The sequence below is a fragment of the Methylobacter marinus A45 genome (assembly GCF_000383855.1).
Lineage (GTDB): Bacteria > Pseudomonadota > Gammaproteobacteria > Methylococcales > Methylomonadaceae > Methylobacter > Methylobacter marinus.
Window position 1 is genome coordinate 1,538,043 of record NZ_KB912877.1, and the last position, 13,562, is coordinate 1,551,604.

The 13,562-nt window shown below is 54.9% G+C and carries 10 protein-coding genes; 3 read left to right on the forward strand and 7 right to left on the reverse strand.

Annotated features, from left to right (window positions below; genetic code table 11):
• The 6 genes from METMA_RS0107040 to can form a co-directional block, all read right to left on the reverse strand.
• Complete coding sequence (locus METMA_RS0107040; protein WP_020158369.1) at window positions 1–3,270, reverse strand: DUF2309 domain-containing protein; 3,270 nt, start codon at window positions 3,268–3,270, stop codon at window positions 1–3.
• A 23-nt stretch (window positions 3,271–3,293) separates the two neighbouring features.
• Complete coding sequence (locus METMA_RS0107045) at window positions 3,294–4,760, reverse strand: complex I subunit 4 family protein (protein WP_027147107.1); 1,467 nt, start codon at window positions 4,758–4,760, stop codon at window positions 3,294–3,296.
• A gap of 223 nt (window positions 4,761–4,983) precedes the next feature.
• The gene (locus METMA_RS25720) at window positions 4,984–5,382 is read right to left on the reverse strand and encodes a hypothetical protein (protein WP_156830464.1); all 399 of its coding nucleotides are present in this window, start codon (window positions 5,380–5,382) and stop codon (window positions 4,984–4,986) included.
• A gap of 386 nt (window positions 5,383–5,768) precedes the next feature.
• Entirely contained in the window at window positions 5,769–7,457 is a 1,689-nt protein-coding gene (locus METMA_RS0107055; RefSeq protein WP_020158372.1) for a SulP family inorganic anion transporter, read from the reverse strand.
• A 102-nt stretch (window positions 7,458–7,559) separates the two neighbouring features.
• Window positions 7,560–8,438 carry a universal stress protein gene (locus METMA_RS0107060; protein WP_020158373.1) on the reverse strand — a complete coding sequence of 293 codons (879 nt, stop codon included), beginning with the start codon at window positions 8,436–8,438 and terminating at the stop codon, window positions 7,560–7,562.
• A gap of 390 nt (window positions 8,439–8,828) precedes the next feature.
• Window positions 8,829–9,509, reverse strand: coding sequence for a carbonate dehydratase (can, locus tag METMA_RS0107070; protein WP_020158375.1), 681 nt, complete (start codon window positions 9,507–9,509; stop codon window positions 8,829–8,831).
• Window positions 9,510–9,671: 162 nt separating this feature from the next.
• On the opposite strand from can, the gene METMA_RS0107075 reads away from it, so the two are divergent.
• From METMA_RS0107075 to METMA_RS0107085, 3 genes are read left to right on the forward strand one after another with little or no spacing between them, the layout of a single operon-like run.
• Window positions 9,672–10,343: a response regulator gene (locus METMA_RS0107075; RefSeq protein WP_020158376.1), complete on the forward strand. Its 672-nt coding sequence runs from the start codon at window positions 9,672–9,674 to the stop codon at window positions 10,341–10,343.
• A complete protein-coding gene (locus METMA_RS0107080) occupies window positions 10,336–11,724 on the forward strand; it encodes a sensor histidine kinase N-terminal domain-containing protein (RefSeq protein ID WP_020158377.1) in 1,389 nt (462 codons plus the stop codon). Before METMA_RS0107075 ends, METMA_RS0107080 begins: the two co-directional genes overlap by 8 nt.
• 45 nt (window positions 11,725–11,769) lie before the next feature.
• Entirely contained in the window at window positions 11,770–12,171 is a 402-nt protein-coding gene (locus METMA_RS0107085; protein WP_020158378.1) for a hypothetical protein, read from the forward strand.
• A gap of 12 nt (window positions 12,172–12,183) precedes the next feature.
• Here the strand turns inward: METMA_RS0107085 and METMA_RS0107090 are convergent, their stop codons facing one another.
• On the reverse strand, window positions 12,184–13,470 hold the full coding sequence (locus tag METMA_RS0107090) for a lipopolysaccharide biosynthesis protein (RefSeq protein ID WP_020158379.1): 1,287 nt from the start codon (window positions 13,468–13,470) through the stop codon (window positions 12,184–12,186).
• Window positions 13,471–13,562 lie beyond the last annotated feature (92 nt).

Genomic DNA, 13,562 nt, shown 5'->3' on the forward strand with positions numbered 1-13,562 from the left:
TTAAACTCCCCACAGTTCAGGCTGTTTGATCAACACGGGTGCCACCGGCTCGGATTTGCCCCGATAACAATCCAGCGAACTCGGACAAACCGGCAGGTCCCGGGATTCGGCTTGCCACGGCACAAATCCCGCGCCGCGCTCGAAAACAAAAATATCGCCGCTGTCCGGATCTTTCGCGCTTAAATGCACCCAGCCGCCGGCGATCAGTTCGCGCAGGCCTTCCTGGCGCGCATAGATTTGTTCCAGAACCGAGGTTTTCGCCTCAACCAGTATCTGCAGACGCATCGGCTCGTGAATTTCAACCATCTGCTTGGGCAGACCGGTGCGCAAATCGCTGGCCGTGCCTTCCATAACGCCGAACAGGCCGGTCACATTATGCGGGACTTTGGTGCCGCAGCCGAAACGTTCGTTATCGATCGTGGAAAAATAGTATTCCAAATTGATGCCGGCGCCGACCGGGCCGGCGGTCAGCAGAATCGACTCGAGGATGCTGCCGTCCGGGTCCTGCGTCGGGTCGTAGGAAATCAGGAACACTCGCCGATCCAGGAACAAGCCCTGGGACAAGGCGCGCCGGCCGACCACGGCCGCGGCATTGGTCGCATGACCGAATTCGGGGCGAACCTGGCTTAAATCATGCGCCCGCAACGTCACGTGCTGAAAAGCCCGGGCCGGCGATGCCGGCTGCCCGGCAGAGACAAACCGCCGGCAGCGTTCATGCGCGGACAATTCCTGCGCCCGGCCGATGCAGGTCTTGAATCGCTCGAATTCCGCATGCAGCGATGCCGGTATCAGGTCCAGATCGTACCAGGTCATCGCATCGCTGCAGGTGTCGTGCTGCATGCCCACGAACCAGCAATCATCAGGAATGACGATATTCTGCCGCGCCAGCAGCGCACGCACTTCCGGCCGGTTAGCCATGGCCGCGAACACGCGCGCATTCGGCCCGCCCTGGCGCCCGCCGCAGGCGCCGCAATCATGCGCGGCCTCGTGCGGATTGTTCTGGCTGGTCGAGCCATGCCCGGCCAGCGCGACAATCGGCGCAAAGCCGCTGGTCAGGCCCAAAATACGCAGCAGCGCCGCAACCCGTTCGGCTTGCTCGCTATCGGTAAAGCCCAGTTTGGGCCGTTCGGCCGTGGCCGGCGTGGACGTATCCTCGGAAGTAAACTGCAATTCGGTGGCAACCGGCGGCACCACAGTCCGGCTCAGCCAGTCGGTAACCGTCTTATGATAGCGAGGCAGCAAGGTTTTACCGAGCAGCCCCGCCAGGGTGAACGGCGCCAGCACATCGATCGCGGCGTGCGACAGTAACAGGTTGCGGCGCAGGCTCTGATACAACAGATAGCCAAAGCCCCGGCTCAGGCTGCGGCCTTTCTGGCGCGCGGACAAGGTTTTTTCGTGGCCCTGCCGGGCGATTTCATCGACTTCATGGGCCGGCGTGACGACGACCGGGCACAGCGGCGTCACATGTGTGGCATCGAGGCCTTTATAATTCATCGGAATGCCGAAAAATCCGGCCACGCCCAGGGTTTCAATAGCCGGGTTCAGCTCTTCGAGATGGCGACGGAAACTTTCCTCGCGCTCATCCATGCAAACGATGATTTGCGCTTCGGGCCGGGTCGTGCGTCTGGCCCAGCGCCCCCGGTTATGATTGGCGTGCAAGGCCTGAAACAGCATATCGCGATAATGACGTTCATAGGCGCATAGCCAGACTTTGCCGCGTTCTGTTGCATTGAATTGGTCCAGCACGGACAGCATCAGCAGCAAATCCTGCTTTTTCAGGGCTTTTATATGCGCCGCATTGATCCCCAAGTGCTGACAGAGCCGGAACAAGCGCCAGCCGCTGCAATAGATGGTGTGATTGCGCTCCGCCTGCTGCACCGCCAGCGGACTGCAGCACCAGATGCCGATCAGGTCGGCAAGCTGCTGCCAGTCGGGACGCTCATGCCGTTCAGACCCGGCAAGAAACGCCAATGACTCCGCGCGGTCGGCCAGGTATTCCGGCAAATTGCCCTGGTATAACTTACTGCGCACGATGAATTCGGACAGGTTTTTATGGAAATAAGACTTAAGGCTGCTCAATTTGGCCTCGATCAGCCAGGTTTCGCGGCAAATCTGGTTCAACCAGAGCCTGTCCAGCGTCAGCCGGATCGCCAGATAGTCGGCGAGCTTGGGGTGGGCGTCGTTGTCCGTGTGATAGTGCGGATGATGCTGGCGCCAGTTGATCAATCCAGACCAGCCGGGCACTTCCAGCGCCAGGCGGCGCAAATACCCGTCCCATTGGGCCTGCGGTATTTCCAGATGGCTCAGTTGCAGGATGATCGCATCGACGGCATCCTCCGGCAGTTCGGCCATAATCTGTTGCCAGTCCGGCAATTCATGCAAAAACGGATTGGCATCATAGGCGGCAGTTGCGCGCCAGGCACCATAAAGACCCAATTGACTGCGCTCTGGGATAGGCCATGGCGCCAAGCCTTCATCCAGGCCCGAGGCGCAGATGCGGATCAGCTGCGGGCGCACGGAATCGAGGATGTCTATGCCGGTCAAGTGCTTGATGAAGCCGCGCAAGGTCATGCCATCACCCATCTCGGCCAGCAGCTCATCCAGATTCTGGCGCGCCTGCTGCTGCATTTGCTGATGCAAAGGCGAATCTTTCATGCTGATGCGCGCCCGGGTCAGCCAGTCTTCCGCCTGCTCCATGGATAACTCGAGCAAGTCCTCGGGATGCAGACTGGCCTGCTCCATATCCAGCTTGGCCAGAATGCTTTCCCACAAGGGCCTGATCGCGCTCGCCGGCAATTGATTGCGCACCGGCTCCGGCACATCGGCTTGCACCGACTCCAAGGCCGCCATTTCTTCTATCTGCCAGTTCAATTGGCTGACCGTAATCGACGGCAGATCATATAACAGCGCGATGCGATAAATATCCTTGCGCCTGATGATTTTATCGCCCGTGTGACAAATAATCTGTTCGGCCTGCAAGCCGGGCTCGGCGCCCAGCGCGGCTTCGATATCCCGGTCATTGATACGCCCTGTCCGATAATGCTCCCGGCTGCATGCTTCAGGCAGATAACCATGAGTGCCGGTCAACGCCTCGAAGGCCGCCAGAGCTTCTTCAAAGGGCAGATGCTGGAAACCGTGCAGGGTATTGTGATGCACGAAATCTAGGATAGGCGCCTGTCCGGGCAGCACATGATCCAGGTGCTCCAGAGCCTCGGTCACTTGCGCGCGCAAATCGGCTATGGCGCTGGATTTTAATGGTGATACTTGCATTACTACAGAACTCGTTTTATTTCCTAATGGACGGGATTAATCACGCTGTTCATCTGGAACAGGGTTGCTGTTGACAGTTCAATCAACGGTGCAGGCAGCAATCCGAACACCACGATACCCGCCACCAGTATACCAGCAGCGATTAACTCCGAAGGACGCAGATCCTCTATCTGCTGCATGTGAGGCTTTACCGGCCCGGTAAACAGCATGCCGATAGTGCGGATCGCATAGGCGGCGCTGATCAGCATGCTCAGGCTGAAAAATACCATTAAACTGCCCCAGCGCTCAAAGCCGCCGATCAGTGCGTGCAGTTCGGCGACAAAACCGATCGAGCCCGGCAGGCCCATCGCGGCCAGCAATGTCAAGGAAGTAAAAACGGCGAAACGAGGCATCACCTGAACCAGCGAACTGTAATCCTGGATGTTGCGCGTATGCGTGCGCTCATACAGCAACCCCACCAGCAGGAACAAGGCGCCGGCAATCAGGCCGTGGGCGTTCATTTGCAGGACCGCGCCGGTAAAACCCGCTTCGTTCAAGGCCGCGATACCCAGCAAAATGATCCCCATATGACTGACCGAGGAATAGGCGATCATGGCTTTCAGATCGCTTTGCCGCCAAGCCAGCAGACCGCCGTAGATCATGCCGAACAAGGCCATGAAAACCAACAGCGGCTGCAAGGTTTGAGCCGCTTCCGGCAACATGACGACGGCTCGCAGCAGACCGTAGGCCCCCATTTTCAGCAAGATGCCGGACAGCAGAATACTGACCGGGCTGGGCGCTTCGACATGCGCCAGCGGCAGCCAGCCGTGCAGCGGAAAAATCGGCATCTTGACGCCGAAACCGATTAAAAAGCCCAGCAAGGCCCAGACCTGCTGATCTTTCGGCATGTTTTGCGATACGTGCACCATCGCGCTCATCAGGGACACATGTTCAGGCACATACTCATACACCGCAATCAGGCTGATCAGCATGAATACCGAACCGCCCATGGTATACAGCACGAAATTAAGGCTGGCCGCATGGCGTCTTTTGCCGCCCCAGCGATCGATCAGAAAAAACAGCGGAATCAGGGTCACTTCCCAGAAGATATAGAAAACCGCCCAGTCCTGAGCCAGAAACACGCCCAGCATGCCGAACTCCAGCAACAGCATGCAGATATGATAGCCCTTGACGCGGCGGTTAATGCTAAGAGACGCCAGCATCGCGATGGACGTCAGCAGGGTCGCCAGCACCAGCATCGGCATGGATAATCCGTCCAGGCCTAATGCATAAGCACTGCCGAACTTGGGATTGAGCGGAAAATATTCGCTGAACTGCACGCCGGCATCATGCCGTTCATACTGGTACGCCAGCCAGCAGCTCAGTATAAAAACTAGAGTGGTGAACAGATTGCCGATACCACGGATGACCTGAGTGTTCTGACCCGGCGTTAAAGCCAAAAGAAGCGCGCCAACAGCCGGTGTCCAGAGTAGTATGCTAAGAATCCCCATGTTTACATTTATCCTGTGGAGTATCGGATACTCTGATGTTGCCTGTATTACAAACGGACGATTATGCCTTCAAGCCGTCTGCTTTCTCCTTCTATCCACTTTTATCCGTAAGAATGAGGGAGTTGCCTACTCAGCTTGATGTTAAAAAAGTCCCCGGTTAAGTCTATACCAATAAAACGATATTAATAAGCAAGTAATGTGCCTTGATTGTCATACCCGGCTTTCACATGAACACCCAAAAGTACAATCCGGTAACACCGACTGTGCAGGTCGTTACCAATTTTGCTTTCTGAAGGGATGAGCATTCCCGCCAATAACAGCTCATGTCCGCCATGCAACGCTCCCGCTTGGCGCGCAGATATCCGATAAACCGGGGCAACGCGCGCCACAGTCGATGCAGTCCGAACAACGCCAGGCACAGCAACAGATAGAACACGATAATCTGGCTCTGGTGGCGCGTTGTATGAAATACATGCTCAATGAGTTCCTCAAGCCCAAGCTCGAACCACTCGAAGGCAATATGGCCGAACGCGAGCAATGCGTGCAACAGCACATCATAGGTACTGATCACAACAACAATCAGGACGGTCCAAACGATCGTTTTTCGATGAGCTTTAAACATCACGCGCATCCTCAGGATTTCGTTAAACATCGGAATAAAACCGAACTTTGCCCGGTTTATGTCGTACATCCCGAAACGAGCCCTAAAACGCCCTGATCATCGATTACCTGTCTTCTACAATTTTCCCTGCCTGGGCCTGGCAAGAGATGCCAATGGCATTTCCACTAAATAACATGGCCCGATGGGCTCTGTTATCAAGCGCATGCATACCCTTGCCGCTCTCATGTGCAGCGTCATTGTATTTGCGTAACCTTTCAATAACCTTTCAGAGCTTGGGCTGAATTTTGCAGCCGTTCAGTTCTTCTGGTCAGCCGGCGCTGTTCACTCGCCGGACCATTGCGCAATCCTTCTCGCGACCAAGCATTATCTTCTCTTCGCAGCGCCGATTAACTGGCTGCCTTTGAATCGAGCGCGGCTTGAATTTTCCCGGCGCCACCCAAGGGGCCGGCAGTTTCCGGTTCGAGCAAGGCTTTAACTTTCCCTTTCTCCTTCAACGCCTTAACTTCCTTCAAGTCATCGGGCACCGGCTGAATTTTTCCCTTGCCCTCCAGTTCCCTGGCCTCTACCTTGATGTTATTGTCCTGGGCGCTCAACATGAAATCATGAATGGTTTCGAGAATGTCATGATCGATAAACTGCGTTTTTGAACCGTCAATCAGAACCGTGCTGTTTTCTTCGATCTGGTTGAAGTACTGTCTCAGCCGGGCGCGATTGAGGAAGGTAACGTCCTTGTTCAAATTCAGGACATAATGATCGCCGATTTGAGTTATTGAAATGGCGGCATGGTAATTCGCCCGAATCACATAATACAGGCCGACGACAATACCGACCGCAATGCCTTTTAACAGGTCGGTCAGCAAAATCGCGACGATTGTGACCACAAAGGGTATCAACTGGCTCCAGCCTTTATGGAAAAACTCGACAAAAATTTTCGGCTTCGCGAGCTTATAACCGGTTTGCAACAGTATCGCCGCCAGGCAGGACAAGGGGATATTGTTAAGGAAACGCGCGAGAAACATCACGCTGAGCAGCAGGAACGAGCCATGCACGAAGCTCGACACTTTGGTCTGCCCGCCGGCATTGATATTGGCGGCACTGCGCACGATCACCGCGGTAATGGGAATACCGCCGATCAGGCCGCTGAGCATGTTGCCGACGCCCTGGGCTTTCAGCTCGCGATTGGTTGGCGCCACGCGTTTCAACGGATCCATTTTATCAGCCGCTTCGAGGCTTAACAGAGTCTCAAGACTGGCGATGATGGCTATCGTGAAGGCAACCGTATAAACCTCCGGCTTGGCCAGGAAACTGAAATCGGGGAAGGTAAACAACTGCAGAAAATCCGCCGGCTTTTCAGTGACCGGCAACGATACCAGATGTTTGCTGGAAATCGCCCATTCCGGCGCCATGCGCAAGGTCACCAGATTGTAGACAATGCCCCAGGCGACGACCAACAGCGCGCCGGGAATCAGCCGGAATAAAGTCACACGCTTGATAAAACTGCTTTCCCATAGCATCAGGATCAGCAGCGACACGACACTGACGACCGTGGCGCCGGGCGAAATCGCTTTTAATGCCCCGCCTAACGCTTGGACGGTTGCCAGCGCGGTTTCCCGCATATAGCTTTCGTCGCCTTCGAAATTGAAATCATAGCCGACGGCATGGGGGATTTGTTTCATGATCAGGATCAGACCGATCGCGGCCAGCATGCCTTCGATCACTGCCGAGGGAAAATAGGCGCCGATAGCACCGGCCCGGAGGAAGCCGAGCACCAGTTGCAGTACGCCGGCCAGCACCACGGCGACCAGAAACCCCTGGAAACTGCCCAGATGGTCAATGGCATTGAGCACGATCACGGTCAAACCCGCGGCCGGACCGGAAACACTGAGTTGCGAACCGCTCATCCAGGCGACGACCAAGCCGCCGATCATGCCGGCGATCAGCCCGGAAAACAATGGCGCGCCGGAGGCCAGCGCCACGCCCAGGCAAAGCGGCAAAGCAACCAGAAACACGACCAATCCGGCGGGGATGTCGTGATGCAGGTGCTTTATATAGTAACTAAAATGTTTGTGAATCATATGCCCGTCCCAAATCTGGATCTAATAATTGTTGTGTTGAACCTTAATCCGCAATTAGCCAGTCCTAATTCGAATAAACCAGCAATCTCGCTATTCCTTGTTTCAAGGCTTTATCGCCATGAATGTCGTATGCACGGACCTGATCAGCGTCGCCGTCGTACTGCCGATGCGCAAATGGTCAAGCCCGGTCCGCCCTGCCGTCGCCATGACGACCAGGTTGTAATGCTGCTCGATGATATGTTCACGAATCGCATTGTGAGCCGAGTCGGCACCGTGAACGACAAAAAACTTCAGGTTGCCGGCAAGACCGGGCAGGTGTTGTTCGGCAACCTCGTGCAATTTTGCCAGCCGCTCCTGCTTTTGCCGCTCGAATTGTTCAGGCTTGCTGAAGTCGCCGCACAACGCATGGAACAGATGCACTTCGGCGCCGGTCGCAAGCGCGATGTCGTGTGCGTACGGTAAGGCGGCAAAGGAATTCAGGGAAAAATCCGTAGGCACCAGGATTTTACGGAAAGGCGTAAAAGCTTCTTCATCCTCGACGATTACAATCGGGCGGTTGCCGAGGCGCAGCACTTTCTCGGTAGTGGACCCCATTAACATGCGCATGAAACCGGCTCTTCCGTGACTGCTCATGACCACCAGATCGAACCGCTCGGATGCATCGGCGATAGCCTGGGCCGTATTGCTATTTTGTTCGGTCACGCTATCCGCCAGGAAATCGGTTCCCACAGCCTCCGAGACAAATCGCCGAAGTTTTTCCTTGATGGCCTGAGCGATGGAGGCGGGATCGCCATCGGCATGAAAACTATCGACATCATAGTGAAACCCCTCCATATCCGAGTACAAATCATAGACATGAAGCGGCGAGATCCGGCCTTTATAGATACGCGCCAATTCCTGTGCAACCGGCAAGGCTTTACGGCAAAAACCGGAAAAATCGATGGGAACAAGAATGTTATAAGGGTTTGGTGCTTCGTTCATGCCTTGAACTCCAAAGCTATTGTTAGAATTGATAATGCTAATAAAGTCGGCTTTAGCCGGAAGCATCGAGCGCTATCGCCGGTGGCCGTGTCAAATGCGGAAACGCCCTCGGTAACAGACTGTACCGGCCTGGCTCTCCGCGGATAAAACTTGTGCTCCGTAATCTCCTGCCCATCTATGAAAAAAAGTACTACCAACGCCATATAATTCACAGCATATGGGCCATATTCAATATTCATGGGCCGCCTGTGCAGATCAGGCGGCCGCCGGTAGTACGAGGGGCAATGACTAAGGAGAACGATTTTTTCATGGTGCCTGCGGTGTTGCCGGTCAAAAAGCGGCAGACAGTTGTCGGGGGTTGAACATAAACAACCCAAACCGTCGATCATCTTAGGCTGAACGCAATTTCTTCTCAGGCAAGGGTCTTTCCGTCTCGTGGTAATCGTATTTGAAAATCGGCTCAATCTCGGTATCGGGATACAGCGTAATCAGCGGTTTCAGCAGACCGTCGTTAAGACCATAGACCCAACCGTGCAAGGTCGGCCGATTGTCTTCATGCCAGGCTTGCTGAATGATCGACGTATGGGCCAGCGTCTGCACCTGCTCCAGAATATTCAATTCAACCAGTCGGTTGACGCGTTGCTCTTCCGTCGGCAGAGCATCTATTTCGGCCTTGTTCAGGCGATAAATATCCTTGATGTGCAAGAGCCATTTATTGGTGATGACCAGTTGGGAGCTTTGCCGGCCCAGTGCCGCCTTGATACCGCCGCAGTTATAATGCCCGCACACGATGATATGCTTGACCTGCAGCACGGTAACGGCATATTGCAGCACGCTCAGGCAATTGAAGTCGGTCGCAATCATCTGGTTGGCGATGTTGCGATGAATAAACATTTCGCCGGGTTCGGCATTGACGATAATTTCCGCCGGAACCCGGCTGTCCGAACAGCCGATCCAGAGAAACTCAGGCTTTTGCTCTTTCGCCAACTGGGTGAAAAATTCAGGATTACTAACTTTTTTTTGCCTGGCCCAAGTTTTATTGTCACTTAATAATTTTTCAAATGAGTGCATAGTGATCTCTCTTTTTAATTTGTATTGTCAGTAAGTGCCCGACCAATGATTAATGTTATGCTTTTCAGCTGTATAACAAGAGTTACCAATCTTGACATTTCAGTATGAAATGATTGTATGTGTGTAACCTTTCAAGAACCTTTCACATGAAATTAAGAATGCATGAATATTTTATTAATAGAAGACGATGCGGTATTAGCGGATGGCTTGATGCATACGCTAAGCGCTAATGGCTACTCGGTGACTTCCGCCACCAAAGGCAGTTATGCCGAGCAGTTGCTAGACTCGCAAGGCTTCGATTTAATCGTACTGGACCTGTGCCTGCCGGATATGGACGGCCTGCAACTGTTGCGCAGGTTCAGGCAGCATAAAATAGCGCTGCCGATTTTGATCCTGACCGCCCGCGACGGCATCAGCGACAGGATCGAGGGCATCGAACAGGGCGCGGATGACTATATGACCAAGCCGTTCGAACTGCGGGAATTTGAAGCGCGCGTCCGTGCCCTGATTCGGCGCTGCTACGGCGGCTTTAGCAACGATATCGTCATCGGACGGCTGGCACTGGACACTCAGAGCCATCAAGTGCTGGCCGACGGCCAGCCGATACAACTGTCGGCGCGTGAATACGGCGTCCTGGAAATCTTGTTGATACAGGCCGGCAAAGTCGTCAGCAAGGACCGCATCGCTCAGCGCCTGTCGGCTGACGGCGAGGCGCTCGCCGACAATGCCATCGAAGTCTATATCCATCGCGTCAGAAAGCGCATAGAACCGTACGATGCCGTGATCCGTACCGTGCGTGGACTGGGTTACCTGCTGGAGACGGCCGATGGCTAAAGTCAGAAGCCTCAGAACCGAAATCCTGTTCCGTCTGATTATCCCGCTCATTTGTTTTATCGCGATCGAGAGCGTGCTTTCCTACTTTGTCACGCTGCACTATGTCAATGAAACCTATGATCGGTGGCTATTGGATTCGGCCCGCTCACTGACGCAGGAAATCAAGGTCAAGGACGGCAAGGTGCACGTGGAACTGCCGCCCGCCGCGCTGGAGATTTTCAAATGGGACGAGTTAGATCAGACCTTTTTTAAAATCATCTCCTCCGAGCAAGGCATGATCGTCGGAGACAGTTTTGTGCCGGAGTCCTTCGACCCGAGCGTGGATTGGTCGCGCCCGATCTTTTTTGAGGACGAGATTCGCGGCGAACCGGTCCGGGTCGTGTCCATGCTGGTCATCCGCGACGAAACCCCGGACAAGATTTTTGTCCATGTCGCCGAAACGGTGAATAAACGCCGGGACATGATGGTCGACATTTTATTGGCCGACCTGGTCCCGCAGATTATTTTGACCCTGTTTGCCGGTACTTATCTGCTGGCAGGCTTAAAGCGCGGCTTGAAGCCGCTGCATGTGCTGGCCGATGAAATCGCCCAGCGCTCGCCGCGCGATTTGAGCCCGATCGCCGAAACGCATGTGTTTCTCGAAGTCCGCACACTGACAGACACCATTAATGATTTGCTGGCAAGACTGGCGGCGGCCATCGCCGCCCAGCAACGGTTCGTCGCCAATGCCGCCCATCAATTGCGCACGCCGCTGGCCGGCTTGAAACTGCAGGCGGAACGCGCCTTGCGGGAACAGGACCTGTCGGCCATGAAGCCGGCTCTGCTGCAAATGCAGAGCTCCGCCGACCGCGCGTCCCATACGATCACGCAATTGCTGGTGCTGGCGAAATCGGGCCCCGTCGACGGCATGAGCGAACTCAAACCGGTCAACCTGGAAACGCTGGTCAAGGAGACCTGCATGGATTGGGCGCCTAAAGCCCTGCAGCGAAAAATGGATCTCGGTTTCGAGGGTCCGAAGCAGGCTGTTTACGTGCGCGGCGACGAGGTCCTGCTGCGGGAGCTGCTGGCCAATCTGCTCGATAACGCCATCTTATATGGCAACGAGCACGGCAGTATTATTGTTAAGCTGAGACGGAATCCCACGCCCAGCCTGATTGTCGAAGACGACGGGGCCGGCATCCCCGACCAGGAACGGGAGAAAATTTTCGAGCGCTTTTATCGCATCCCGGGCAGCTCCGGCAACGGTTGCGGCCTGGGGCTGGCGATTGTCAAGGAAATTGCCGATCTGCACAAGGCGCGCCTTGAACTGAGCCGGATCAGCGCCGCGGGCGGCACGCGCGTTATTATCGTATTTCCGAATTTAACACCGACGGCCATTTAACCTCATCAAGCCCAAGCGCTGGCATGAACAGAACAGGAGTTAGCGATGATTTCATCCCATAACCTAAAAATCATCTTCGCCTCAGTCGCGCTCGGCACTGTTCTTCTGATACCCGATGTCGTGTTCGGATTTGTGTATGAAGTGCTGCATGGCTTGTATGAAGTGCTTGAAGAAGTGTTCGATGTGCTGATCGAGCACCTTTTTGATACCGGCACCCATGAAACGCAAATCATCGTGTTTTATTTGCTGCTGGCACTGATCGGTTATGGGCTTTACAGGCTGTGGCGCCTCTCGCTGCGCTGGTTTGACACAATCAAGGGCGCATGGACCCGGCAAAAATCGAATGCGCGGCTTTATTGGCAGGAATCCTCCTGGCTCAGAAAAACCGGGATCGTGGCGGTTAGCCTGGTTCTCATCAGTTTCCTGGTCTACTGGCACACGATGTAACCTGACCAGGAGTTATCCGCCCAGCCGGCGAAAATGAACATTTGCCACAACCCGTAGACTGACGAACAGCAGCATGACCGCTGTCATATAAGCCGTCGCCACACCGAGCGAGCCGAATTCGGCGCCCAGCACAAAACTCAACGTCACCATGATGCTCATGGCTACCAGGGTCAGGCTTAATACAATGCGGTGCAAGCCCATGAATTGCAGATAATAAGGCACATCGGCAAACAAGGCGCTGAAACAGGCGCCGGAAGCAATAATCAGCATGGGGTGGTAGCCATCGCCGAAATGCGCGCCGAACAGGCCCAGTATGAATCGACCCGCGAAGATCAGAATAACCAGCAAGGCCAGGATCAGACCGCCGACCGCCAGAGCCCTCTGCTCCATAAGCGTCCTTATCGCCCGTTTATCGCCCCGGCCTATCATTACGACCATCATGGGCAGATAATAACGATTGGTTGAGGTCCCTATCAGCGAAATAAAACCGCCAGTCTGGGCGGCGACGGCATAGACGCCCACTTCCAGCCCCGAAGGAAAAAGGATTTCCAGAATGATGACGCCGCCGCTGGTCATGACGGTCAGCATCAGGCTGCTCAGAACCAGCGGCAGCGACCCGCTGAGCCATTTTTTACCGTGCATGACCGGCACCGTTTTGTTAAGGCCTGCCGGCACCAACAGTTTGGCGATTGTCCACATAATGATCAGCGTCATGGTCCATGCGCCGCCGAAACAAAGCACGGCGGTCAAAGCCGATGCCTTCACGGGACTGGCGGACAAACCAAGCAACAGCGCCAGATAAACCGCCGGCAGAAACAGTCTGTAAATCGTGACGCTGAGCAATTGAGCGCCATGCGCGGCAATGACTTCAACCAGAAACAGCGTCACGGCAATGACCGGCAAAAAACCGGCGAAAATCACAATGGCGATATGCGCATCGGCCTGACGCAACGCCAGAACGGCTTCAAGACTGATACTCAAAATCGCCACCAGCAGCAGACTGAAAGCGCTGATGCCGCGCAGGGCAAACAGCCAGAAACCGCGGAATCGTTGCCAGTCCTCGCGGTCACGCAGCAGCGCGACGGTTCGCAAGGCGTATTTTTCAAGTCCCAGAGTCGCCAGCGTCGACAACATCGTTACCACCGACACGGCCACGCTGTAATCGTCGAATTCACCGATGCTCAGCCATCGCGCCAGCAAGATATTGGCCGAATACATCAAGCCGTAATTAGCCAGCGCCAGCGCAAACAAACCGAGTGAGCGAAAACTGTTCGACTGCAGATCCAGGTGGTAATCCATTAACGTTATTTTTCAAGTAAGGCCATGCCTGGCACACCAATCGACAGGCGGTCAGGAAACCGTTCGCCCCGATGGCCGAACGGCGACCGGCG

Coding starts and splice junctions, on each gene's coding strand:
- METMA_RS0107085 (WP_020158378.1), top strand. CDS start 11,770: ATGATTTCATCCCATAACCTAAAAATCATCTTCGCCTCAGTCGCGCTC.
- METMA_RS25720 (WP_156830464.1), bottom strand. CDS start 5,382: ATGTTTAAAGCTCATCGAAAAACGATCGTTTGGACCGTCCTGATTGTT.
- METMA_RS0107060 (WP_020158373.1), bottom strand. CDS start 8,438: ATGAACGAAGCACCAAACCCTTATAACATTCTTGTTCCCATCGATTTT.
- METMA_RS0107045 (WP_027147107.1), bottom strand. CDS start 4,760: ATGGGGATTCTTAGCATACTACTCTGGACACCGGCTGTTGGCGCGCTT.
- can (WP_020158375.1), bottom strand. CDS start 9,509: ATGCACTCATTTGAAAAATTATTAAGTGACAATAAAACTTGGGCCAGG.
- METMA_RS0107055 (WP_020158372.1), bottom strand. CDS start 7,457: ATGATTCACAAACATTTTAGTTACTATATAAAGCACCTGCATCACGAC.
- METMA_RS0107075 (WP_020158376.1), top strand. CDS start 9,672: ATGAATATTTTATTAATAGAAGACGATGCGGTATTAGCGGATGGCTTG.
- METMA_RS0107090 (WP_020158379.1), bottom strand. CDS start 13,470: ATGGATTACCACCTGGATCTGCAGTCGAACAGTTTTCGCTCACTCGGT.
- METMA_RS0107040 (WP_020158369.1), bottom strand. CDS start 3,270: ATGCAAGTATCACCATTAAAATCCAGCGCCATAGCCGATTTGCGCGCG.
- METMA_RS0107080 (WP_020158377.1), top strand. CDS start 10,336: ATGGCTAAAGTCAGAAGCCTCAGAACCGAAATCCTGTTCCGTCTGATT.